Here is a 23,476-nt window from a genome sequence, read left to right as displayed (position 1 = left end):
CGTCACGCGTCTGCGAGCAACGCGTGCACGGCGGCGACGACGTCACCGACCGTGCGCACGGACTTGAACTCTTCGGGCTTGATGCGTTTGCCGGTCATTTCCTGGAGCTTGATCGCCAGATCGACGGCGTCGATGCTGTCCAGGTCGAGTTCTTCGAACAGGTGCGTGTCGGGCTGCACCTGTTCGGGCTCGATCGCAAAGTTCTCGTGAAAGATGGCGCGGATGCGCTCCAGGATTTCTGCGTCGGTCACGAGAGACTCCCCTTTTCCAGCACGGCTTCGTGCGATGCCTGATGAGACTGCTGCTCGGCGATGAACGCCGCGAGCGTGTTGACCGACCGGAAATGCGCCTTCGTGCGCTCGTCGTTGGCGGCGATCGTCAGATGAAACTTCTTGCGCAGCATGATGCCGACTTCGAGCGCATCGACGGAATCGAGTCCGATGCCGTCGGTCGAGAACAGCGGCGCATCGTCGTCGATGTCGTCGACGGTCATGTCGCTGAGATCGAGCGTCTCGATCAGAAGCTGCTTAATTTGCAGTTTTAAAGTAACCATGCTGAATGAGACTTTGAGTAATGTGCACTTCCACCTCGCGGGCAATGCTGCGCGCGGCGATCGACGGCGACGCGACGTTCGCTGCCAGCCGGTCCAGATCCATCGGTTCGAGCACGTCGATGCGCATGCGGAACGCACGAGACGGCACGTGGTACCAGCGCAGCGTCTTGGTGAATACCGGCGGGTCGCAATCGATCAGCACCGGCTGAATCCTGCTGCCCGACTGCAGCGCCATGTGCGCGAAGCCGCGCGAGAACGCGTGCAGGCGATTGCCGCCCGGGCTGCGCGTGCCTTCCGGGAAGATGATCATCGTGTAGCCGGCCGCCAGCTGGCGCGCGCCGGCGTCGACCAGCTCCGTGGCGTCCGCGTTGCTCACGTACTCGGCGGCGCGCACGATGCCCCAGAAGCACGGGTTGCCCCAATGGCCGCGCTTGACCACGCAGCAGGCCTTCGGCGTCAGCGACAGCAGCACCATCACGTCGAGCCAGGTCGGGTGGTTCGCCACGACGATGGCCGGGCCGCGCTGCGCCAGACGCTCGACGCCGCTCAGTTCGAGCTTCATCACGCCGACGCGCTGCAGCAGCGCGACCAGCGCGCGAAAGAAATGATGGATGACGAGCGTGACGCCGCGCTGACGCGAACGGCGATGCGGCCACAGGGCGCTGGCGACGATCGCCAGCAACGAGAAAGCCGAGCCGCACAGCGCGAAAAACGCCAGGCTCGCGCCGGTCGCGAACAAGCGCCAGCCGTAGTCAAGCCGCGCGATCATGCCAGCTCCATCGCCACGATGCATGAGGGCTGCGCCACGACGCCGTCGTGCGCGTCGACAGGCAACGCAGCAGCGCGGCGCTTTGCGTGCCGGCTGCATCGTCGGCATCTTCGTGCGCGCAGTCGTCCGCATCCTCGGCGGCCATCTCGCAGGTCAGATAGCCGGCCGGTTCGGCCGCGCCCAGCAGGATGGCGAGGCCGACGCTCTCCGGATCGTCGTCGACCGCGCCGTACACGGGATCGGCCGGCTCGTGCGCATAGACGAGCAACACCGGCGACGCCGGCGAGGTTTCGTATTGGGAATAGGCTTCGAGCAGCGCGTAGCCGAGCGTTTCGTGTCCGGCCGCGATCGCGGTCGCGGTCGAGCGGTCGCGCCTGGCGATGCCGAAGATGCCGGTGACCGCATTGAGAACCGAGAGGCTGAACGCCGTCGGCGACACGGGCTCGCGCGCGCCGATGGCGGCGAGTATGCCGGTGGTGCGCGCCAGCTCCCCGTGGCGCGATGCGAACACCATGCGCAGCGGATCGTCGTCCGATCCTGCGCAGTCGTACGCTGCCTGAAGCGCGACACGCGACAGCCGGCTCAAGCGGCGTCGCACCATCGGATCGAGGGCTTCGACGCCCGGTGCCCCCGCGGTCGAAATCGACGTCCATCTGGCGATTGGCATGGTCCAATGCAAATCGGCCATTTTTTTGTTCTCTTTACGGTTACTTCGCTGAGGGTAGTTTTTTTAATGCGCCGCTCGCGATGCGCAGTCAGATGCCGTTTCATCCAGCATGCCGTCCTGCACGTCGGACTCGGCGGTTCGAGACATCGGCTTACCGGCTCCCCGGAGCCATACAGCCGATCACGCAGGAAATCGCGGCGTCACGCAACACAATCGACGGACGGCCGACCGTCGGGCGGTCTTGTTTCGGCGAGACTGTAACAGGACCGTCGTGCGAAATCAACGCGACGACGCCGGCGTCAGACGATACTTAATCCGATTTGTCAATTGTTATGAAACGCTCGATTCGAAAGCGTCAAACGGTCGGGAGTATAACGCGTTAGCGGTCGAGCGCATAACCGGCGAGCGCGATGCGGTGAACCGGATAGCCGGTGTCCATTAGGGCGCGCGTCTCGACGCGTTATGCGTGCGCATGCCGCCGCCGGGCGCACCGTTGCGTCGAACCGCGGGCCTCGTTCCTGACACTGATGCGTCTGGCGCAACCGGCGATGTAGTCGCGGGCATTTCGAGCGCGCCGAAGAACGCGCAATGCGGATCATTTATCCGAATCCAGTATCAGCCGCCGCGGAGGTATTCAATTACGTCGCGGGGTTTCCCGATTCGATACGGAGATACGATTCCACGAGCGGTTTGTCGCGTCTCGATGTGGCGATAATCTTGCCGTCGCGATGGCCGGTATTTTCTTGCAGCGAGACGGGCGTTGGTCTTCGCCTCGGTGTTTCCAAAATCGCTCGTTGGCGTCTGACTTGCCGAGCCCCGCCCGACGCCGCTTCAACTCTGCGGCAACGCCAGCGTGAAGATCGCGCCGCCCTGCTCCGCATTGCCGGCCGTCAGCGTTCCGCCGTGACGATCGACGATGCCGTAGCTGATCGACAAGCCGAGCCCCGTTCCGCGCCCCTGCGGCTTGGTCGTGAAGAACGGCTCGAACAGGTGCGGCAGATGCTCGTCCATGATGCCCGTGCCGTTGTCGCGCACCGTGACGATCACCTGGCCGTCACGGTGGGTCGCGTCGATCCAGATCTCCGGCGTGCCTCGATGCGCGCTCGACGCGGCGTCGCACGCGTTCTGGATCAGGTTCATCATCACCTGCAGCAATTGCCCCGCGCTGCCGTGCACGAGTTGCGGCTCGCCGGGCGACCAGTGAACGTCGAAATCCGGCCCCGCGCCTTTCCTGATCCAGTGAATCGCGCGCGTCACGACCTCGTTGATGTCGACCGCGCCGAGCTCCTCGCGATCGACCGCGGAGAACCTGCGCAACGCGCTGACGATGTCCGCCGTGCGCTGCGCGCCTTCGACCATTCCGTCCACCAGCGACGGCAAGTCGGCCAGAATCGGATCGATCCGCAACTCCGTGCGCAGCCGGGTGCGCTCGGCGGCCGATAGCGGCTGCGCCGTCGCATCGATGAAGCGCGTCAGGCGCTCGCCATACCGCTTCAGCACATGCACGTTGCCGAGCACGAAGCTGATCGGGTTGTTCAGCTCGTGCGCGACGCCGGCGACCAGACGCCCGAGCGCCGCCATTTTCTCCGAGTGAAGCAGTTGCTGTTGCGCGTGCTTGAGCGCGTCGTGCGCTTCGCGCAGCTGCCGATACGCGCGTTTGAGCTCGCCCGTCGGGCGGCCTACCAGCAGGTAGCCGAGCCTGCGGCCGCGCGGCCCGCCACGCGGCGTACAGCTGAAGTCGACCGGCACGGCCGCGCCTTGCCGATCGCGCATGTTCAGTTCGACCACCGTGCCCTGCGCCGGCGTGCCCGACGCCGTGACGGCGCGCAGCGCGGTGACGCTCGCGTCGTCGGCGAGCCAGCTCTCGAAGCGCGATCCGCGCAGCACGCTGTCCGGCTGCCCGAGCAGTTCGCACATCGCGGCATTGGTTTCCTCGACCTCGCCGCGCGCGTTGCACGCGGCCAGCACGTCCGACATCGACGACAGCAGCCCGAGAATGAACTGCTGCGATTGCTCGAGCTGCGCGTTCTTCTCCTCGAGCGCAATCTCGTCCTGCACGAGCTGCGAGTAGACCTCGTCCATCTTGTGGATCACTTCGAGCCAGGCTGCGTCGTCGAGACCTTCGGCATCGGGCCGGGCGTCCGGCCCCGCGGCGGCGTGGCTCAGCGCATCCGCGCCGGGCGCCGCGCGGCGCTTCGCCGCCGGTTTGGGTGGGTTCGATCGATTGCTCGCCATGACGCTGTCAGTACGCTGTTCGTAATCCGGGTTCGGCCGACCGTGGCGGCCGGCTCAATGCACCGTGCAGACCATGCACGGGTCGAAGGACCGCACGATGTGCTGGACCGCCACGGGCGTCGTCTCGCCCGGCTCGACCGGCGCGCCGATCAGCGCGGCTTCGAGCGCGCCCGGACGGCCGCCGGCATCGCGCGGCGAGAAATTCCACGACGTCGGCGCAATGATCTGATAATTCGCGATCCTGCCGTCCTTCACCGCCAGCCAATGGCCCAGACTGCCGCGCGCGGCTTCGTTGAGGCCGACCGCGCGGCCCTCGTCCGGCAGCGCGAAGGCCGCGCAATACGGCATGCCGGGCGCGAGCGCGCGCACCCACTGCTCCATCATCGGCACGACACGGGCCAGCTCCAGCAATCGCGCCAGCACGCGCGTGTACACCGAGCCGCCGCAACGCGCGACGGCGTCGGCGATCAACGGGTGACCATCCGCCAGTTGCCGCGCGATCGCACCGGTTTCCAGCACCGCGCCGTTCAGCCGCGGCGCCTTGTTCCAGGTGTAAGCGCCCGGCTTGTCCGCGCGCGGCTCGGTGAGCCCCGCAAACGGATGCCGCGCGCCGCCCGCATCGTCCAGCCATGCATGCGTCGCGTCTTCCGTGATCGCGTCGAGATCGAGCGCATCGGCCTGCTTGCGCTGCGCGTCCCAGACGCCGCCGCGGAACGCGTGCGCGCCGTCCGGTTGCGGATACGCGCCATACGACAGGTACAGGTCGGGGCCGGCGCCGAGGCGGTCGAGACCGAGATCGTCGGCGAGCGTCAGGAAGAACCGCAAATCGCCACGCCGTTCGCCGCGCGCGCGCCAGGCGGCGAGCGCGGCTTCGCTGTCGAGCTGCGCGATCTCCTCGAGTGGCGCGTCGAACAGCACCTCTTCGAGAAACTGCCGGAATTCGCCGATGAACCCCAGCAGGCGGATCCGCTCCGCGTTGTCGATCGCGCGCGCGCTGCCGCCGGGCTGGATCGAACCGGTGTGCGGCCACTTGCCGCCGAGCGTGCCCATCAGGCGCAGCCAGCGTTGCCGCGCGGCAAGCGAGGCGCGGTGCCGTTCGCCCTGATAAGGCGTGAAGCGCGACACCGCTTCGGCGTGCCACGCGCGCGCCGCATAGACCGGCCGCACGAAATCCGGCATGAAGAACAGATAGAAGTGACTGAGGTGATCGGCGAGGTTCTCGGCGGCGAGCATCAGGTTCGTCGCGATCTGGCCGTTCGGCGCGGGCGTCACGCCGGCCAGGTCGGCCAGCGCGCGCGCGGCCGCCACGCCCTGCGACACCGAGCAGATACCGCAGATGCGCGGCACGTAGACGAGCGCATCGAGCGGATCGCGATCGAGCAGGATCTGCTCGAAACCGCGAAACATCGTGGCGTTCACATGCGCGTCGCTGACCCGGCCGTCGACGACCTCGATGCGCACCTCGAGGTCGCCTTCGACGCGATTGAACGGACCGATCACGAGTCGAGACATCAAGACACCTATTTATTACGGGGCCGCGAACGGACCGCGGGCGCGACTTTCAGATGATCGGCCGTCGCGTTTTCGCGCACGCGCTTCGGCGTCGCGGCCTTCGACAACGACGCGAGCGCGACGAACCACGCCTTCGGCATGTCGCTCGGCAAGCCGATCGGGATGCCCGCGACGTTCGGCGTGCGGTGGAACGCGTGGCCGGGCTCCTCGAAGCCCGGCTCCGTGCAGTTGATGCACGCATAGCCGCCGCGCGTGCACGAGCCGTCGCCGTTCCACAAGCGCGTGTTGCAGTCGGCATGCGCCTGCGTGCCCTTGCAGCCCATGTGCTCCATCATGCAGCCGAGATCGGACGGACGCACGGCGCTCGCCTTGTACTCGTAGAACTCGTTGCGCGTGCAACCGTGATGGACAAGCTGGTCGGCATAGAAGCGCGGCCGGCCGAGCGTATCGAGCGCAGCCGGATCGAGCAGCGACATCGACAGCGCGCTCAGCGTCTCGACGACCCAATCCGGATGCGTCGGGCAACCGGCCACGTTGACGACCGGAAAGCCGCTGCGCGACCGGTACGCCGCGCCCAGCAGCCCGCCCGGCTGATCGCCGTCGTACTGGAGCCCGCAGGCATCGGCCGGATTCGCGCCGGCCGCGGTGATGCCGCCGTAAGCGGCGCAGGTGCCGATCGCCACCGTGTAATGCGCGACGCTCGCGAGCCGGGCGACCCAGTCGATCATCGGCACCCCGGTGCCGGCCAGCACGTGAAAACGCCCCGTGCCGTTCGGGCCGCGCAGCATCGCGCCTTCGACGCACAGCGCATGCAGCTCGACGGTACCGTCGAGGCACGCCAGCAGCACGTCGCGGGCGTCCGCGCCGGTTTCGAGCGACAGCGACGGATGCCACAGCAGCCGAATGCCGGCGCGCGACAGCATGCCGGAGAAGTCCGGCGTGTCGGCGCACAGCAGCGACATGTTGCAGCCGCCGCAGCCGCCCGACTGCAGCCACAACACGTTGAACGCGCCCGTGCCGTCGGGCGCGCGGGTATCGACGCTCATTTCTTCTCCAGACCGAATCGCTGCATTTTCTGGCGCAGCCCGGCGCGCGACAGGCCCAGCTCGGACGCGGCGCGCGTCTTGTTCCACCGGTGCCGCAACAGCGCCTCCTTGATCAACATCGTTTCCATCGCATCGAGCCGCTCCTGCAACGTGCCGGCCGACGCAATCTGCGCTTCCGGCCCGCGTGCGGCCGGCCCCGACTGCCCGCGCAGCACCTTCGGCGAAAACGCGTCGGCGCGGATCAGGTCGTCGTCGCTCAGCGCGACCGCGCGGTAGATCTCGTTGCGCAGCTCGCGAATGTTGCCCGGCCACGCATAGCCGAGCAGCACCGCCAGCGCATCGCGGGCGAAGTCCAGCCCGGCCGGGCGCGACTCGTGCTCGGCGATGGCCTGCAGCAGCCGGTGCGCGATCGGCACCAGATCGCCGCTGCGCTCGCGCAGCGGCGGCAGCGCCAGCGTGGCCGTCGCGATCCGGTAGTAAAGATCCTCGCGGAAACGCCCGGCCTCGACTTCGCGCTCGAGGTCGCGATGCGTCGCGGCGATCACGCGGACGTCCACCGGCACCGCGCGCGTCGCGCCGACCGGCCGCACCTCGCCTTCCTGCAGCACGCGCAGCAGCCTGACCTGGAAGGCGAGCGACGTGTCGCCGATCTCGTCCAGGAAGATGGTGCCGCCGTTCGCGCGCTGAAATAGCCCCGCGTGGTCGTGAACCGCGCCGGTGAAGGCGCCGCGCTTGTGGCCGAACAGCTCCGATTCGAGCAGCGTGTCGGCCACGGCCGCACAGTTCTCGACGACGAACGGGCCGGCCGCGCGCGGGCTCGCGTAGTGGATCGCGCGCGCGAGCATCTCCTTGCCGGTGCCGGACTCGCCGAGGATCAGGATCGACAGGTCGTAGCGCGCGAGCTTCGACGCGAGCTTGCAGATCGGATCGAGCGGGCTGCCCGGCGCGCGCACGATCGCATCGAAGCCGAGCGTGTTCTGCACCTGCGCGAGCTTCTCGTGGCTGCGCTGCCGCAGCAGCGGGACGCTGTTGCGCAACTCGAGGTCGAGCCGATGCATGTCCTGCTGCAGCGACTGCGCCTCCGCGGCCTGGCGCACCGTGTGGAGCAGATGGTCGGGCATCCACGGCTTCAGCACGAAGCGGTGGATGCCGGCCTGGTTGATGCCCGCGACGATGTCCTCCGAATCCGTGTAGCCGGACACGATGATCCGCACGGTGTCGGGCCACGTCTCGCGCACTTCGGACAGGAACTCGACGCCCGTGCGCCCCGGCATCCGCTGATCGCAGAGGATCACGGCGACCGGCTGCTGTTGCAGGATCGCCCGCGCCTCGTCGGCGGAGCTCGCGGTGAGCACCTCGAACTCCTCGTCCAGCACGCGGCGAATGGTTTCCTGCGCGCGCAGCTCGTCGTCGACGACCAGCACGGTGGGGGGCCTGCGCAGCGGCGCCGGATCGGGTTCGGGGTCGGTGCTGGGATGGACGGGTAAGGGCGAGCTCATGGGTCGATCGAGGCCGTGCAGATCCGGCCGATTCAGGCCCGCCGCACGCGGAATGCGGCAGCAGGCGGCCTGACAACGCGCATGATACCCGCGTCGGACGATCCTCGCCGTTCCGCGGCGTCAGCAAATGCGCGGCAGCTGTTCGCCCGACAGCCAGTCGGCGATCCGCCGTCCGCCGAACTTCGTCTCGACCTGCACGAAACCGTGCGCGTCCTCGGTCACCTCGCCGATCTGCACGGCGTGCGCGCCGAGCGGATGCGCACGCATCGCGGCCAGCAGCGCGGGCGCGTCCTCGGCCGCGCAGACGGCGACGAGCTTGCCTTCGTTGGCCACATAAAGCGGATCGAGGCCGAGCAGCTCGCATGCCGCGTCTACCTGCGGCAGCACCGGAATCGCGTCCTCGCGGATCAGCATGCCGACGCCCGACTGGCTCGCGATCTCGTTGAGCGTGGTCGCCAGCCCGCCGCGCGTCGGGTCGCGCAGCACGCGCACGCCCGGCACGGCCGCCAGCATGCTCGCGACCAGCGTGTGCAGCGCGGCGCTGTCGGAGCTGATCTCGACGTCGAACTCGAGCGCCTCGCGCGTCGACATGATCGCGACGCCGTGTTCGCCGATGGTGCCCGACAGCAGCACCGCATCGCCCGGGCGCGCGAGCGCGCCGTCGATCCGGATGCCCGCCGGCACGACGCCGACGCCCGTGGTCGTGATGAACACGCCGTCGCCCTTGCCGCGCTCGACGACCTTGGTGTCGCCGGTGACGATCGGCACGCCGCACTCGCGCGACGCGTTCGCCATCGATTCGACGATGCGCTTCAGGTCCGCCAGCGCGAAGCCTTCCTCGATGATGAAGCTGGCGGCCAGGTACAGCGGCCGCGCGCCCGACATCGCGACGTCGTTGACCGTGCCGTGCACGGCCAGGCTACCGATGTCGCCGCCCGGAAAGAACAGCGGCGACACGACGTGCGCGTCGGTGGCCATCACCACGCGCTCGCCGGGCGCCGTGGCAGGCGGCGCGAACGCGGCCTGATCGTTGCCTTGCCGCAGCCATTCGTTGTCGAACGCGGCGACGAACAGCTCGCGGATCAGTTGCGCCGACGCGCGGCCGCCCGCGCCATGACCCATGTCGATCCGGCCGTCGCGGAAATTGAGGGGCCGCACGTACGCGGGCTTGGTGCGAGGGGTCGGTGTCGAGCTCATGCGGGTACCAGCGGAATGTCCTTGAAACGGCCATACGAGTAATGCGCGGCGCACGCGCCCTCGCTCGACACCATGCACGAACCCATCGGATTCTCGGGCGTGCACACGGTGCCGAACAGCGAGCAGTCGCGCGGCTGCTTGAGGCCGCGCAGGATCGCGCCGCACTCGCATTTGCGGTGGTCGGCGACGGGCCGGTAGACCAGCCCGTAACGCGCTTCGGCGTCGTGGCGCGCGTATTTCGCGCGGATCCGCAGCGCGCTGGCCGGCACCTCGCCCAGGCCGCGCCACTCGAAGCTCTCGCGAGCCTCGAACACGTCGTCCATCAGCGCCTGCGCGGCGGCGTTGCCGGCACGCGTGACCGCCCGCGAAAATTCGTTCTCGACCTCGGCGCGGCCGTCGTTGACCTGGCGGATCAGCATCAGGATCGCCTGCATCACGTCGAGCGGCTCGAAGCCCGCGATCACGACCGGCTTCCGATAGTCGCGCGCGAAGCCCTCGTAGGGCGCCGAGCCGATCACGATGCTGACGTGCGCGGGGCCGATGAAGCCGTCGAGCGGCACGGCGTCGGCCGCCACGGCCGGCGCCGCGAGCAGATGCGTGATCGCGGCGGGCGTCAGCACGTGGCAGCACAGCACGCTGAAATTGTCGACGCCGGCAGCGGCCGCGTCGCGCACGATCAGCGCGGTGGGCGGCGTGGTGGTCTCGAAGCCGATCGCGAAGAACACGACCTCGCGATCGGGATTCAGGCGCGCGATCTTCAGCGCGTCGAGCGGCGAATAAACCATCCGGATGTCGGCGCCGTGCGCCTTCGCGCGCATCAGCGACATCCCGCCGGAGGCCGGCACGCGCATCGTGTCGCCATAGGTGCAGACGATCACGCCGCGCTCCAGCGCGAGCTGCACCGCGAGATCGATGCGTCCGACCGGCAGCACGCAGACGGGGCAGCCGGGGCCGTGGATCATCCGCACGTTGTCGGGCAGCAGGTCGGTCACGCCGTAGCGGGAAATCGCATGCGTGTGACCGCCGCAGAATTCCATGAAGTGATAGCGCGTGCCGGGCTGCGCCTCCGCCTGAATGCGCGCGGAAATGCGTTCGGCGAGCGCGCGGTCGCGGAATTCGTCGATGTACTTCATTGCGGCGCTCCGCTCGGCTGCACGTCGCCGTCGCCGGCCGCGTGCGCCAATTCGCCGAACAGCGCGAGCGTACGCTCGGCCTCGTCCGGATCGATCCTGCCGAGCGCGTAGCCCACGTGCACGATCACGTATTCGCCCAGCCGCGCGTCGGGGACGAGCGCGAGCGAGATCGTCTTGCGCACGCCGCCGAGGTCGACGACGCCCATGTCGGCGTCGCGCAGCTCGACGACGCGTGCGGGAATGGCTAGACACATGTCGAAACTCCTTCGGACGTCGCGCGCACGGCGCCCGACGTCAATGTATGCGCGGCGACCCATGCCTGGCCCAACGCCAGGCCGGCGTCGCCGCATGGCACCGACGACGGCGCGCAGCTGCGCACGCCGCGCGCGTCGAGCGCGGCGCGCAAGCGCGCCGACAGCAGCCGGTTGGCGAAGCACCCGCCGCCGAGCAGCACGGCACGTCCGTGCGCGGCCGCGGCGGCCCACGCGGCGAGCGCGTCGGCGAGCGCGAGATGAAACAGCGCGGCGCCGTGCGCGCTCGCGCCGGCATCGGCCAGTTCGAGCACACGAACCAGCAGCGGGCGCAGGTCGAGCTCGCCGTCGTCCGCGATGCGCCACAGTCCGTCCGTATCGGGCTCGGGATGGTCGCGCAGATAGTCGGCGGCGTGTCGTTCGAGCGCGATGGCAGCCTCCGCCTCGGTGCACTGATGGCGGCAGACGCCGAGCAAGCCGGCGGCCGCGTCGAACCACCGGCCCGCACCCGTGCTCGGCGGACAGTTCAGGCCGCGCGCCAGCATCGTGCCGATCGTGCGCGCCGCGCGCGTGCCGACGTCGCCGCCGAGCCGCGCTTCGATCTCGTCCGCGCGGCCGAGCGTGTGCAGCGCCGCCGCGGCCATGCGCCACGGCTCGCGGGCCGCGACGTCGCCGCCGGGCAGCGCGAGCGGCGTCAGATGCCCGAGCCGCCGCCAGCCGTCCGGCGCGACCTCGAGCAGTTCGCCGCCCCAGGCGGCGCCGTCGGTGCCGAGCCCGACGCCGTCGAGCGCGAGGCCGACGACCGGCTCCGCGAGCCCATGCTCGGCCGCGACCGCGCCGATGTGCGCATGGTGATGCTGCACCGCGATCGCCGGCACGCCGAGGCGCTCGCTCCATTCGACGGCCAGCCGCGAGCTGTGGAAATCCGGATGCAGGTCATGTGCGATCGCGCGCACCGGCCGACCGGCTTGCCGGGCCGCATCGACGAGCGACGCGACGGAGGCCTCGAGCGCGACGCAATGGCGCGGATCGTCGAGATCGCCGTGCAGCGGCGACCAGTACACGTCGCCGTCGACGTACACGCACGCGGCATTCTTCAGCCACGCGCCGGTCGCGAGCACGGTGTCGGCGCCCCACGCGCGCGGCAGGCGTTCGCGCCGCAGCGTCATGCCGCGTCTCCGGCGCGACGCTGCTGCGCGCGCAGCGCCGCCAGCTCGGCCTCCAGCTCGCCGATTCGCGCGGCCAGCGGACCGCGCGCGTCGCCCGTGCGCAGAACCCAGTCGAGCCACGCGTCGATCCCGTCGCCGGTGGTCGCCGACACGCAGATCACGTCGAGCGCCGGATTGATGCGGCGCGCGTATTCGATGCAGCGCTCGACGTCGAACTGCACGTACGGCAGCAGGTCGGTCTTGTTGACGATCATCAGCCGCGCGGCGGCGAACATGTCCGGGTACTTGAGCGGCTTGTCCTCGCCTTCGGTCACCGACAGGATCGCGACCTTCGCGTCCTCGCCGAGATCCCACAACGCCGGGCACACCAGATTGCCGACGTTCTCGATGAACAGCACGCTGTCGGGCTGCTGCGCCGCGCCGCGGCGCTCGGACGAAGCGTGCGCGTCGTGCGGGTGGTGATGATCGTGATCGTGGTGGTGATGTTCGTGGCCGTGGCCATGCGCGTGGCCATGATCATGACCATGCGCGTGCAGCGGCAGCCGTTCATAGGCCGCCGCGACCATCGCCGCATCGAGATGGCATCCCTTGCCGGTGTTGACCTGGATTGCCGGCGCGCCGGCCGCGCGAATGCGCTCGGCGTCGTTCGCGGTTTGCTGGTCGCCTTCGATCACGGCGATCGGCAACGTCGGCGCGCGCGCGCGCAGCGCAGCGATCGTCGCGCACAGCAGCGTCGTCTTGCCCGAGCCGGGGCTCGACACGAGATTCAGCGCGCGTACGCCGTGCGCCGCGAAATGCCGCCGGTTGTGCGCCGCATGGCGATCGTTCTCGCCAAGCACGTCCTGCTCGATGCGCACCGTGCGCCCCTGATCCAGGCCATGCACCGTGACGCCGGCCGGCCCGAGGCCGTAATGCAGGTCACCGCTCGCCGCATCGGCGCGCACGTGCGCTTGAGCGTCGTGGTGCGCGTGATGCGCATCGTGCCGATCCAGGTGCGCCCCGTCGGGGCTGTCGCAGCCGCATACCACGCACATGTCGTTCTCCTTCCGCAATTCGGTTGATTTCAGGCATCGTCGACGAGCATGTCGACGATGCGCAATTCCGTGCCGCCGTTCGGCTGCAGCCAGTAGCCGCCGCAGCGGCCGCACGGCTCGCCGCGCGCGGCCAGCGGCACGTCGCAATGACAGTTCAGGCACCACGCGCGGCCCGGCGGCTCCGCAATCTCGATGCGCGCGCCGGCCAGGCACGTGCCGGGCGCCATCGCGTCGAGCGCGAAGCGCAGCGCGTCGACCTCGACGCCCGCGAGCCGACCCACTTCGAGCCGCAGCACGTTGACGCGCGCGAAACGCTCGCGCGCGGCGGCTGCCTCGACCGCCGCGAGCACGCCGCCCGCCAGACTCACTTCATGCATGTCGATCGGTTTCCATTCGTATGATCATCGTCGCGCCGAACCGGCGCGGCGGTTTCGAGAGCATAGGCGATGCACGGATCGAACGCGCCCATCAATGCGCCGACGCGTGCCGCGAGCCCGGCATCGCCGCCGCCGTCCGGCCGCACATCGACGCGTGCGAGCGCGTGCGCGAGCGTGCCGTCCGGATGAAAATTCCACTCCGTCGGCGACGCCACGCGGTAGTCGGCGACGCGCGCGGCGTCGCCGGGCACGAGGCGGACCCAGTGGATCAGCACGCCGCGCGCCGTCTCGCACCATGCCAGCGCCTCGCCGGGCGCGAGCGCCAGCGCGCCCGATCGCAGCGCGAACGCGGCCGGGCCGCCGGCGGCGAGCCGCGCCAGCTCCGCGACACGCGCGCCGAGCCGCAGCCATGCGCTGTCGTAAGCGGCTGCGTGCGGATCGCCGCAGCGGGTCCAGACGCCGGTTTCGGCCGGCGCGCCGTCCTGTTCGGGCCGCTGCGCGAAGCGCGGGTCGCCCGCGATCGCCGCGCCGATCCGGCGCAGCCGCGCGCGGTCCGCGCCGTCGATACGCAGCGCGCGCGGCGGCATCCGCAGCGCGTCGGCGACCGTGCGGCAGTGCAGCAGCAGCGACGCCGGGAAGCTCGTCGCGCGCGCCGTCCATGCGCTCAGACAGGCGCGCGGATCTTGATCCCAGCGGGCGAGCCAGCCGTCGGCCGGTTCGCCGAGCACGTGACGTTCGATCCATTCGCGCGTGCCGGCCGCCCGTACGTCGGGCAGCGCGCACGGCGCGCCGCCGACGAGGCGCGCGGGCCAGTCGAGCCAGATCCGGCGCAGATGCTCGGCGATCGTTTCGCGCGCGAGCGTGGCCGAGCGTGCGTCTTCGCCGTCGCGCTTGCCTTCACCACGGCTCGCGTCATGGTCATCGCCCGCGCCGTTGCGATCGACGTTGCCATCAGCGTCGCCTTTGCCACCGCAATCGCCAGCCGCGCCGCCCGCATTCGCATATGCGCCGGCCGCCGTCACGGCAAGCTCGGCGCACAGCGCATGCGCGCGCCCGCAGAGCGAGAACACCGCGGACAGCCGCGGCGCGGCCAGCGCGGCCGGCTGACCGGCGAGCAGCAACCCGGCGAGCGGCGGCCGGCCGCCGTCGATGCTCGGCGAGCGGCCCGGGCGCACGACGTATCGCCCGGCCAGCGCGGCGAACCCGGACGTATCTTCGCTCGTGCTCGCGACGCCCGTCATGCGCCGGCCTCGCGCGTCGCGGGCCGGCGCAGCAGGAACTCGCGCCGGCTCGTGCGCGGCGGCGCGTCGGCGGCCGCGGAGCGCAGCTGGGCGAGCACCGCGCGCGCAGTCGCCACCGCGCTCGCGTGATCGCTGAAGTCGAACATCGGCGAAAACAGCGAACAGCACGCGTGCGCGCCGGCCTGCGGCACGTGCGCGCCGATCCAGTCGAACTCGACGGCGCCCACGCGACGCGCGGCCAGCTGCCCCGGCGACGGGCACGGGTGAGCCGCGCTGTTCCCCCCCGGCAGCCACACGAGGTTCATGAACCACGGCGTGACGAGGATGCCGAGCAGATCGCCGCTGGCATCGCCGCCAGCAGGATACGGCCCGAACGCCACGGCCTCGACCCGCAAGCCGGGATGCACGACCGGCATGCCGAGCATCGTGGTCGCCGCGACCGTCGTGTAGTGCGCGACGAGCGCGCCGATGCGCGGATCGGACGGTCCGCCCGGCAGGGATGCACGCAACGCATCGCCGTCGCGGGTCGGGCTTCGCGTGGTCAACGTCAGTCCCTCAGCACCATGAATTGCTCCGCATCGCCGTCGCAGGTCGGGCAGCGCCAGTGCGCCGGCAGCGCGGCGAACGGCACGCCGGGCGGAATCTGCCAAACCGGATCGCCCTGGCGCGGATCGTAGATCCACCAGCAGATCTTGCATTCGAGCCGCGTATCGGCCGCGATCCGGCTGCGATCGCCGAGATAGCTGCCTTCGAACAGCGCCGCGGTCTGGTTCATGGTCACGCCTCCTCGACCCAGTCGATCAATTGTGCGAGACGCTCGTGCGAGTCGTCGATGTCCTCGGGCGCCGCCTGGACGATCTCGGGCAGATTGGTGATCTCGATCGTGTTCAGGATCAGCGTGTCCTGCGAGTTGAAGTACGCGATGCGCCAGCAATGAACGACGCCGGTGCTGGCGATCCGGCAATTCCCGTAGCCGCGCGACAACACCGACACCGGCCCGCCGCCGAGCACCGCGTCGATGAACGCGCCGTCTTCGGACGACAGCGGCAGCAGCGTCAGGTTGATCACGTGCGGCGCAGCGCCGGCACGCCAGCGGGCGACCTGGTCGCGCACTTCGGTGAGGATCGCCGGCGCGTTCATCACGCCGCTCGGGTGCGTGTCGGACACCGGCAGCTCGGGCGCGGCCGCTGCGTGCGCGGCCGCTGCCAGCGCGGCCGGCGCGCCGCCGACCTCGATGCGCTCGGCGCGGCCGGCCGGGCCGTCCTCGGCGATGCGCCACACGCCCGCGAACACGGTCTCCTGGATCAGCACGCTGCCGGCGTCGGCGGTGTCGATGCGCGCGCTGACCTCGCCTTCGCCGAGCACCGCGTTCAGGATGCGCAGCGCATCGGCGTCGCAGGCCGTCAGATCGATCGGCGCGGGCTGTTCGCCGCGGCGGCATGCGTCGAGCGCGTCGAGCACGGTGAGCAGGATGCCGCGCACCACGTCGAGCGCACGCGCGTCGGCGCGCTCGGGCAGCGACGGCGCGACGAACGTGTGCATCGCCTGCGGCATCGGCATGTAGTCGAGCACCGCATCGCCTTCGGGCTGGCTGCCCGGGCCGAACGGCACGACGGGGACGGGAAAGGTTTTCATCTGCATGGTCGGCGAGCGTGAATTCAGTGGCAGCCGGACGAGCCGCCGGCGACGTTGACGGGAATGCCGATCGACGGCGCACGCGTGGTCGGGCCGGCGAGCGCGTCGGCGACGCACTTCACGTAGTCGTCCCAGTCCATCATGCCGGACAGCACCGTCACGTACTGGCCGTCGCGCAGCCACAGCAGCGCGGGCCAACGTAGCGAGCCGAAGCGGCGCGCGATCGCGTTCTCGCCGGCGCGCGTCGCCACCGCCAGCCGCAGCGCCCGGCCGAAGCGGACCGCCGCGACGTGCGCGAGCTCCGGCAGCACGGCCGCGACGTCGAGCGATTCGGGAAACCGCACCGGGTCGCCCATCAGCAGCACGACGCACTCGCCGCCGTCGGCGAGCCAGCCGTCCAGCGTGTGCTCGTCGACGAAGGTCGCGTGCGCTTGCTCGATCAGCCGCTGCACGACGGCCGGGCAATCCTGGCCGGCCGCCGCTGCGTTCGGCACATTCGGCACATTGGGCGCGTCGGCCTGCGTTGCTCCGGGCACGGAGCCGCTTGTTTCGCTCATTTCGATTCCTCAGGAACAGCAAGGCTGCCGGCCGCGCGCTGCGGGCCGCCGACGAGCCGGTTCAATTCATCCACGCCGAGCGCCGACGGCAGCGCGAACGCGGCCGGGCTTGCCGCGCCGCCCTCGCCCGCCATCACCGACTCGATCAGCGCGAGCGTCGCGTCGATTTCGGCCGCGCGTGCGGCGTCGAGCCGTTCGCGCGCCGCATCGAGAAACACCAGCAGCCAGTCGCCGGGCGCACACGGCCCGACCAGCGCGGTGTCGACGCGGCGTCGCACGCCGCGGCCGACGCACCACGCATGGCCGGGTTGCGCCTCGACGACCTGCATCGGCAGCCCTATGCACATGACGGCGGCTCCTTGGCGAGCGCGCGCACCAGCACGCGTTCGTCGCCGATGCGGCACGCGTCGGCTTCGCTCGGGCGCTCGCCTTCGTAGCGCGCCAGCGCCAGATGGTGCAGCGTGACGGCTTCGTCGTCGCGCAGCGCGGTGCGTCGCGGCAGCGGCGCGCCGCCCCACTCGCGCAGATATGCGACGCCCGCGTCCAGCGCCCGCTCGAGCGCCGCCTTCACGCACGGACGCAGGCTGCCGCCGTAGTCCTCGATCTCTTCCGGCTGGCAGCCGATCAGCACCACGCGGCGCGGATACTTGCCGGTCAGTTGCGCGAGCATCAGCACTTCCTGGAAGCCGGTCTGGTGCAGGCTCATCTTGCGCACGCCGAGAAACTTCGGCACCTCGTCGTCCTCGACGATCTTCAGCTCGCCGGGCGCGAGGCCGTAGTCGACCGCATCGAAGATCAGCAGGAAGTCGGCCGCCTGCACATGCTGGATCAGATAGAGGCCCTGCGTGCCGCCGTCCATCAGCGTGACGTTCGGCGCGCATTCGAAGCGCTGCTGCAGCGCCTCGATGCAGCGCACGCCGAAGCCTTCGTCGGCCCACAGCACGTTGCCGATGCCGAGCGCGACGATCGCGGCGCCGTCCTGCGCCGACGGGATGGTTTGCGGGGAAGTGTCCATCGGCGCGTCAGTCCTTGAACGTGCGGTAGCCGGAGATCATCGAGCCGACCACGCTCTGGCGTCCCATGATGTCCTCGCGGATCGCCGCATACACGTGAAGGATCACGAACAGCAGGATCGCCCACATCCCGAGGTGGTGCCACGTATGGACGCCCTGCGACTGGCCGAGCAGCGGCCGGATCCAGCCGAACGTGCGCTGCTGCCAGGAGCCGGCCTGTGCGCCTTCGCCGTACAGCGCGAAGCCGGTCACGACCATGAACAGCGAGACGGTCAGAAACACGAAGAACATCGCGAAGCGCGACAGCGGATTGTGGCCGCTGTACTGCCGCGGACACGGGCCGAGGAACATGTAGTAGCGCAGCATCCCGAACACGTCGAGCCAGTAGTCGCGCGTGAACACGGGCACCCAGAACATCTCGCGCGCGTGGTGGTTGCCCACCAGCGCCCAGTACGCGCGGCCCGCGAGGCCGACCGCGAACAGGTACGCGGCCGCGAAATGCGCGAACCGGATGTACCCCATCAGGAAATGGGCGCTGGCCTCGCCCGGTTGCGTCGCGAGCGGCGAGCCGATCAGGTAGCCGGTGATCGACAGCACTGCGATCGACGCCGCGTTCATCCAGTGCCAGATGCGCACCGGCGCTTCGTACACGTAGATCGCCTTGGCGGCCGGAACGGTATCGGGCGCGCGGCCGCGCCGCGACTGCGTTTGCATCGTCATCATTCTTCCTTGCCGCGCGGGCCGGCCGAAGCCGGCCGCGACGGCGTCCTGTTGTTACCGGTGGTGCGTCAGGCGACGGTGCGTCGACGCGGGAAGTATCGCCAGCGGCGCGGCACGATCAACGCACCGTGACGGTGGTCATTTCCGCGCCGTCTTCGCTCATCACGTGCGTCGAGCAGGCCATGCACGGATCGAACGAGTGCAGCGAGCGCAGAATCTCGACCGGCTGCTCGGGGTTCGCCATCGGCGTGTTCATCAGGCTCGCCTCGAACGCGCCGATCTGGCCTTTCGCGTCGCGCGGGCCGCCGTTCCACGTGCTCGGCACGACGCACTGGTAGTTCTCGATGCGGCCGTCCTTGATCTTGATCCAGTGACCGAGCGCGCCGCGCGGCGCGGCGACGGTGCCCACGCCCTTCGCCTCGGCCGGCCACGTCGACGGATCCCACTTCTCGACGTTGGCGGTCGACGTGTCGCCGTTGCGGATGTTGTCGACGAGCCGCTGCCAGTCGTCCGACATCATCTCGGCGCAGTACTGCGCTTCGAGCGCGCGCGCGAGCGTGCGGCCGATCGTGGTCGGCAGCAGCTGCTTCGCGCCGAGCGTCGTCTCGGGCAGCCCGAGGAGCTTCGGCATGTCCTGGTTGACCGACTGCAGCGCCGCGTCGATCTGCTCCTTGATCCGCGCGCCGTGCGGGTTGCCCTGCTTCGCATGCGCATAGCCGAGGATGTAGCGCGCGAGCGGCCCGACCTCCATCGCGTGGCCGCGCCAGCGCGGCGCCTTGACCCACGAATACTTCGCGCTTTCGTCGACCGATTCGATCGCCGTGCGCGTGCCCTTCGTGTTCGGCCCGAGCTCGTAGTGCGGCTCGGTCATGCCGTCCCACGGATGCAGGCCGCGGTCGTTGTCGGGGTACTGGTACCACGAATGGGTGACGAACTCCTGCACCTGCTCCGGATCGCGCGCGTCGACCGGCAGGATGTTGTCCCAGTCGCCGTTCAGGATCGCGCCGCCCGGCATCTGGTTGGTGGACGGGTCGTAGTTGACGAGCGGATACGTGCCGTAGTCCATCACGTTGGTGGCGGCGAGGCCGCCGCCATGCAGCCAGCCGCGCGCCTTGTAGATCGTGCCGATCGCGAGCAGATCGGGCACGTAGACGTTGCGGCAGAACGTCTCCGCCTGATCGATCAGCGAGCGCACGAAGTTCAGGCGCTCCATGTTGATCGGCGCACCGGCCGCGAGATCGCCGTCGATGTTGATCGCGCACGGCACGCCGCCGACCAGGTAGTTCGGGTGCGGGTTCTTGCCGCCGAAGATCGTGTGGATCTTGACCCACTCCTTCTGCAGGTCGAGCGCCTCGAGGTAATGCGTGACGGCCATCAGGTTCGCTTCCGGCGGCAGCAGATAGGCCGGATTGCCCCAGTAGCCGTTCATGAACGGGCCGAGCTGGCCGCTTTCGACGAACTTGCGCAGCCGCGTCTGGATGTCGCGGAAATAGCCCGGCGACGACATCGGATGCGACGGCGACACGCGCTGCTGGAGTTCGGAGGTGAGCTTCGGGTCGGCCTTCAGCGCGGACACGACGTCGACCCAGTCGAGCGCGTGCAGGTGATAGAAGTGCACCGCGTGGTCATGCACCTGCAGCGTCTTCGCCATGATCTCGCGGATCAGGTGCGCGTTCGGCGGAATCCGGATGTCGAGCGCGTCCTCGACCGCGCGAACCGACGCCAGCGCGTGGCAGCCGGTGCAGACGCCGCAGATGCGCTCGACGAACGCCCACGCATCGCGCGGGTCGCGGCCCTTGAGAATCACTTCGAGTCCGCGCCACATGGTGCCGGTGGACACCGCGTTGCGGATCACGTTGTTCGAGTCGACGTTCACTTCGACCCGCATGTGGCCTTCGATGCGCGTCACGGGATCGACGACGATCCGGCGTCCGCTGTTGTCGAGCTGAAAACCCTGGGTGGAATAGGCTGTCATGCTGTTGTGTAGTTCCTGTGCGTGTGGGGGCTGCGCGTGGCGTCGGGCGGCTAACCGCTAGCGGCCGTCGCGATCGCGTTTCGAGCTGACGCGCTGAATCGCCGAGGCGGCCGCATGCGCGGCGGCGGCGGCGCCCAGGACGACGGCCGCGGTGCCGCCGATCTTGTCGGCGTTCGCTTCGACGCCGAACTGGTTGATGTGGGTCAGGCGGTCGTAGAACGATCCCTTGTCCCAGAAGCCGTCCTCCGAGCAGCCGATGCAGCCGTGTCCGGCCTGGATCGGGAAGCTGGTGCCGCCGTTCCAGCGCACCGTCGAGCACGCGTTGTAGGTCGTCGGACCCTTGCAGCCGACCTTGTACAGGCAGTAGCCGCGCCGCGCGGCGTCGTCGTCCCAGGCCTCGACGAACTGTCCGGCGTCGAAGTGCGGGCGGCGGTAGCACTTGTCGTGAATGCGCTGGCTGTAGAACATCTTCGGCCGGCCCTGGCGGTCCAGCTCGGGCACGCGGTCGAACGTCAGCATGTAGGTGATGACGCCCGTCATCACTTCCGCGATCGGCGGGCAGCCGGGCACCTTGATGATCGGCTTGTCGGTGATCACCTTGTGGATCGGCACCGCCTGCGTCGGGTTCGGCTTCGCGGCCTGCACGCAGCCCCACGATGCGCAGGAACCCCACGAGATCACGGCCTTCGCGTCCTTCGACACGCGGCGCAGCTGATCGACGAACGGCTTGCCGCCGATGATGCAGCTCATCCCGTCCTGGTTCAGCGGCGGATTGCCCTCGACGGCGAGGATGTAGTTGCCCTTGTACTTCGTCATGACCTCTTCGAGGATCGCCTCGGCCTGATGGCCGGCCGACGCCATCAGCAGATCGTCGTAGTCGAGCGAGATCATCGACAGCACGACGTCCTTCGCGAGCGGATGCGCGGAGCGGATGAACGATTCCGAGCAGCACGTGCATTCGAGGCCGTGCAGCCACAGCACCGGCGTGCGGGGCTTCGTTTCCATCGCCTCGACGATCCTCGGCATGAAGGCCGGCCCGAGGCCGAGCGACGTGGCGGTCAACGAGCAGAACTTGAGGAAGCTGCGGCGCGAGATGCCCTGGCGGCGCATGACCTCATAAAACGTTTCAATCACGGTGTGGTTCCTTGATGGCCATCTGGCCGACGGCCCGGCATGCGGGGGCGCTGCCGGAGCGGGCGCCGGAGCGTGGCTTCGGCGTGAATGCCGTGCTTTAAAACAAGAACCGTGCCAGGGCCGCGCCGACACGGTACGGGCAGGCCCGCTCGGCGCCATTGATCTGTATCAAAAAGGAAAAATCGGCGCCGGGGCCGGTGCGGCGGCGGCGCACGCCGGTTGGGCGGGTAGTCACGGCGCATCCGGTTGGCCGGCCAAACTGGCAATGGCGTGACCAGCGCGTTCGCACGGCCGCGCGGCGGCACGCGGCGCCCGGCTCGGCGGCGATGCCCGGCGGCATATGCGCGCGGTCGGGCGTGATTCCAATTGGAACGGAAGTTGCATGAGTCAGCGGCTTTGTCGCGCCGCGCGCTCATGTGCCGCGCATGTGCCGCTCATGTGCCGCTCATGGCGCGCGGTCCGGCAAAGCGGCAAAATGCGGGCCGCTGCTGCACGCGCCATTGGCCCATTGCGCGGCAACGCAACCGCTTCGACTCAGACACGATGGAACTTCCCGTGAACGCCTTCCTCCCGCCGCAGCGACGCTCATGCGCCGCGCCTCTCGCACCGTCACGCCACGGTCAGCGCGCCGCACCGCGCGCGGCAGCCCGTGTACCGGCCGCGCGCCGGCGGTCGTCATGACCGCGCCCGTCCTGCCCGGCGCCGGCGGTCGCGCAAGCGGCGCGCGCGGCAAGCTCGTCCTGCTGCTCGCGGCGCTCGCGGCGTTCAACCTGGCCGCCTGGGGCTGGGCCGTCGCCGTGTTCGGCGGCCAGCCCACGCTGATGGGCGCCTGCGTGCTCGCCTACACGTTCGGGCTGCGCCACGCGGTCGACGCCGACCACATCGCCGCGATCGACAACGTGACGCGCAAGCTGATGCACGAAGGCCGGCGTCCGCTGACCGTCGGGCTGATGTTCTCGCTCGGGCACTCGACCATCGTGATCGTCGCGTCGGCCGCCATCGCGGCCGCGGCCTTCGGGTTGCGCGAGCGCCTCGCCGCGTTTCACGACATCGCCGGCACGATCGGCACGCTCGTGTCGACGACGTTCCTGCTCGCGATCGCCGTCGCGAACCTCGTGACGCTGCATTCGGTCGTCCGCACGCTGCGCCGCGTGAAACGCGGCGAGCGGTACGCGGACGCGCATGCCGACACGGCGCCGCACCATCACGGATTTCTCGCACGGCTGCTGCGGCCGGTCCTCCGGATGGTCACCAAAAGCTGGCACATGTACGTGCTCGGCGCGCTGTTCGGGCTGGGTTTCGACACCGCCACCGAGATCGGCGTGCTCGGCATCTCGGCGACCAGCGCGGCGCACGGGATGTCCGCGTGGTCGATCATGGTGTTTCCGGCGCTGTTTACCGCGAGCATGTCGCTCGTCGACACCGCCGACAGCATGCTGATGCTCGGCGTGTACGGCTGGGCGTTCCGCGAGCCGGTGCGCAAGCTCTACTACAACGTCGGGATCACCGCGCTGTCCGCGGCGGTCGCGCTGCTGATCGGCTGCGTCGAGGGCTTCGCGCTGCTCGGCGACACGTTCGGGATCCGCGGCGCGTTCCGCGATGTCGTCGATGCGTTGAACGCGCATCTCGGCGCGCTCGGCTACGCGATCGTCGTGCTGTGCGCGGCGAGCTGGCTCGTGTGCGCGGCGATCTATCGGTTCAGGCGCGGCAGCTTCGCGCCGCTCGCCGAGCACGATCACGGCTAGGCGCCGCGATTTTC

The 23,476-nt window shown here is 69.6% G+C and carries 25 protein-coding genes; 1 reads left to right on the top strand and 24 read right to left on the bottom strand.

Annotated elements, in window-relative coordinates:
• Positions 1-2: 2 nt before the first annotated feature.
• The 24 genes from AK36_RS27085 to AK36_RS26970 form a co-directional block, all read right to left on the bottom strand.
• On the bottom strand, positions 3-251 hold the full coding sequence (locus tag AK36_RS27085; RefSeq protein ID WP_011880087.1) for an acyl carrier protein: 249 nt from the start codon (positions 249-251) through the stop codon (positions 3-5).
• Positions 248-553 (bottom strand): phosphopantetheine-binding protein, encoded by a 306-nt coding sequence (locus AK36_RS27080; RefSeq protein WP_034192766.1) that lies wholly within the window; start codon positions 551-553, stop codon positions 248-250. The genes AK36_RS27085 and AK36_RS27080 overlap by 4 nt, the downstream gene beginning before the upstream one ends.
• On the bottom strand, positions 528-1,322 hold the full coding sequence (locus AK36_RS27075) for a lysophospholipid acyltransferase family protein (RefSeq protein WP_034192767.1): 795 nt from the start codon (positions 1,320-1,322) through the stop codon (positions 528-530). The genes AK36_RS27080 and AK36_RS27075 overlap by 26 nt, the downstream gene beginning before the upstream one ends.
• On the bottom strand, positions 1,306-2,010 hold the full coding sequence (locus AK36_RS27070; protein WP_011880084.1) for a beta-ketoacyl synthase chain length factor: 705 nt from the start codon (positions 2,008-2,010) through the stop codon (positions 1,306-1,308). The genes AK36_RS27075 and AK36_RS27070 overlap by 17 nt, the downstream gene beginning before the upstream one ends.
• Positions 2,011-2,820: 810 nt before the next feature.
• Positions 2,821-4,224 (bottom strand): PAS domain-containing sensor histidine kinase, encoded by a 1,404-nt coding sequence (locus AK36_RS27065; protein WP_080484349.1) that lies wholly within the window; start codon positions 4,222-4,224, stop codon positions 2,821-2,823.
• Positions 4,225-4,278: 54 nt separating this feature from the next.
• Positions 4,279-5,736, bottom strand: a complete 1,458-nt coding sequence (locus AK36_RS27060; protein ID WP_011880080.1) for a nickel-dependent hydrogenase large subunit — start codon at positions 5,734-5,736, stop codon at positions 4,279-4,281.
• 8 nt (positions 5,737-5,744) lie between these two features.
• Positions 5,745-6,782, bottom strand: coding sequence for an NADH-quinone oxidoreductase subunit B family protein (locus AK36_RS27055; protein WP_011880079.1), 1,038 nt, complete (start codon positions 6,780-6,782; stop codon positions 5,745-5,747).
• Positions 6,779-8,281, bottom strand: coding sequence for a sigma-54-dependent transcriptional regulator (locus tag AK36_RS27050; protein ID WP_045579647.1), 1,503 nt, complete (start codon positions 8,279-8,281; stop codon positions 6,779-6,781). The genes AK36_RS27055 and AK36_RS27050 overlap by 4 nt, the downstream gene beginning before the upstream one ends.
• Positions 8,282-8,401: 120 nt before the next feature.
• Entirely contained in the window at positions 8,402-9,478 is a 1,077-nt protein-coding gene (gene hypE / locus AK36_RS27045) for a hydrogenase expression/formation protein HypE (RefSeq protein ID WP_011880077.1), read from the bottom strand.
• Complete coding sequence (gene hypD / locus AK36_RS27040; RefSeq protein ID WP_011880076.1) at positions 9,475-10,611, bottom strand: hydrogenase formation protein HypD; 1,137 nt, start codon at positions 10,609-10,611, stop codon at positions 9,475-9,477. The genes hypE and hypD overlap by 4 nt, the downstream gene beginning before the upstream one ends.
• Positions 10,608-10,865, bottom strand: a complete 258-nt coding sequence (locus AK36_RS27035) for a HypC/HybG/HupF family hydrogenase formation chaperone (protein WP_045579646.1) — start codon at positions 10,863-10,865, stop codon at positions 10,608-10,610. Before AK36_RS27035 ends, hypD begins: the two co-directional genes overlap by 4 nt.
• Positions 10,856-12,031 (bottom strand): Kae1-like domain-containing protein, encoded by a 1,176-nt coding sequence (locus tag AK36_RS27030; protein WP_011880074.1) that lies wholly within the window; start codon positions 12,029-12,031, stop codon positions 10,856-10,858. The genes AK36_RS27035 and AK36_RS27030 overlap by 10 nt, the downstream gene beginning before the upstream one ends.
• A complete protein-coding gene (gene hypB, locus AK36_RS27025) occupies positions 12,028-13,065 on the bottom strand; it encodes a hydrogenase nickel incorporation protein HypB (RefSeq protein WP_011880073.1) in 1,038 nt (345 codons plus the stop codon). Before hypB ends, AK36_RS27030 begins: the two co-directional genes overlap by 4 nt.
• 29 nt (positions 13,066-13,094) lie before the next feature.
• Entirely contained in the window at positions 13,095-13,442 is a 348-nt protein-coding gene (locus tag AK36_RS27020; RefSeq protein ID WP_011880072.1) for a hydrogenase maturation nickel metallochaperone HypA/HybF, read from the bottom strand.
• Entirely contained in the window at positions 13,430-14,683 is a 1,254-nt protein-coding gene (locus tag AK36_RS27015; protein WP_045579645.1) for a hydrogenase maturation factor HoxV/HupK, read from the bottom strand. The genes AK36_RS27020 and AK36_RS27015 overlap by 13 nt, the downstream gene beginning before the upstream one ends.
• Entirely contained in the window at positions 14,680-15,228 is a 549-nt protein-coding gene (gene hybE / locus AK36_RS27010; protein WP_080938769.1) for a [NiFe]-hydrogenase assembly chaperone HybE, read from the bottom strand. The genes AK36_RS27015 and hybE overlap by 4 nt, the downstream gene beginning before the upstream one ends.
• A gap of 2 nt (positions 15,229-15,230) precedes the next feature.
• Positions 15,231-15,458 (bottom strand): rubredoxin, encoded by a 228-nt coding sequence (locus tag AK36_RS27005; protein ID WP_011880069.1) that lies wholly within the window; start codon positions 15,456-15,458, stop codon positions 15,231-15,233.
• Between the two features lie 2 nt (positions 15,459-15,460).
• Positions 15,461-16,324, bottom strand: coding sequence for a hydrogenase expression/formation protein (locus tag AK36_RS27000; RefSeq protein ID WP_045579644.1), 864 nt, complete (start codon positions 16,322-16,324; stop codon positions 15,461-15,463).
• 17 nt (positions 16,325-16,341) lie between these two features.
• On the bottom strand, positions 16,342-16,875 hold the full coding sequence (locus AK36_RS26995) for a thioredoxin domain-containing protein (protein WP_011880067.1): 534 nt from the start codon (positions 16,873-16,875) through the stop codon (positions 16,342-16,344).
• Entirely contained in the window at positions 16,872-17,222 is a 351-nt protein-coding gene (locus AK36_RS26990) for a HypC/HybG/HupF family hydrogenase formation chaperone (RefSeq protein WP_045579643.1), read from the bottom strand. Before AK36_RS26990 ends, AK36_RS26995 begins: the two co-directional genes overlap by 4 nt.
• Complete coding sequence (locus tag AK36_RS26985; RefSeq protein WP_014725812.1) at positions 17,213-17,890, bottom strand: HyaD/HybD family hydrogenase maturation endopeptidase; 678 nt, start codon at positions 17,888-17,890, stop codon at positions 17,213-17,215. The genes AK36_RS26990 and AK36_RS26985 overlap by 10 nt, the downstream gene beginning before the upstream one ends.
• Before the next feature lie 7 nt (positions 17,891-17,897).
• A complete protein-coding gene (gene cybH, locus AK36_RS26980; RefSeq protein WP_011880064.1) occupies positions 17,898-18,608 on the bottom strand; it encodes a Ni/Fe-hydrogenase, b-type cytochrome subunit in 711 nt (236 codons plus the stop codon).
• A gap of 118 nt (positions 18,609-18,726) precedes the next feature.
• A complete protein-coding gene (locus AK36_RS26975; RefSeq protein ID WP_011880063.1) occupies positions 18,727-20,583 on the bottom strand; it encodes a nickel-dependent hydrogenase large subunit in 1,857 nt (618 codons plus the stop codon).
• A gap of 57 nt (positions 20,584-20,640) precedes the next feature.
• Complete coding sequence (locus AK36_RS26970) at positions 20,641-21,714, bottom strand: hydrogenase small subunit (RefSeq protein WP_034192889.1); 1,074 nt, start codon at positions 21,712-21,714, stop codon at positions 20,641-20,643.
• A 680-nt stretch (positions 21,715-22,394) separates the two neighbouring features.
• Here AK36_RS26970 and AK36_RS26965 point away from each other — a divergent pair.
• Positions 22,395-23,462 (top strand): HoxN/HupN/NixA family nickel/cobalt transporter, encoded by a 1,068-nt coding sequence (locus tag AK36_RS26965; RefSeq protein WP_045579943.1) that lies wholly within the window; start codon positions 22,395-22,397, stop codon positions 23,460-23,462.
• Positions 23,463-23,476 lie beyond the last annotated feature (14 nt).

The organism is Burkholderia vietnamiensis LMG 10929 (genome assembly GCF_000959445.1).
Taxonomy (GTDB): Bacteria; Pseudomonadota; Gammaproteobacteria; order Burkholderiales; family Burkholderiaceae; genus Burkholderia; species Burkholderia vietnamiensis.
The sequence above is the reverse complement of the archived record's forward strand: the minus strand, read 5'-3'. Positions and strand labels throughout refer to the sequence as shown.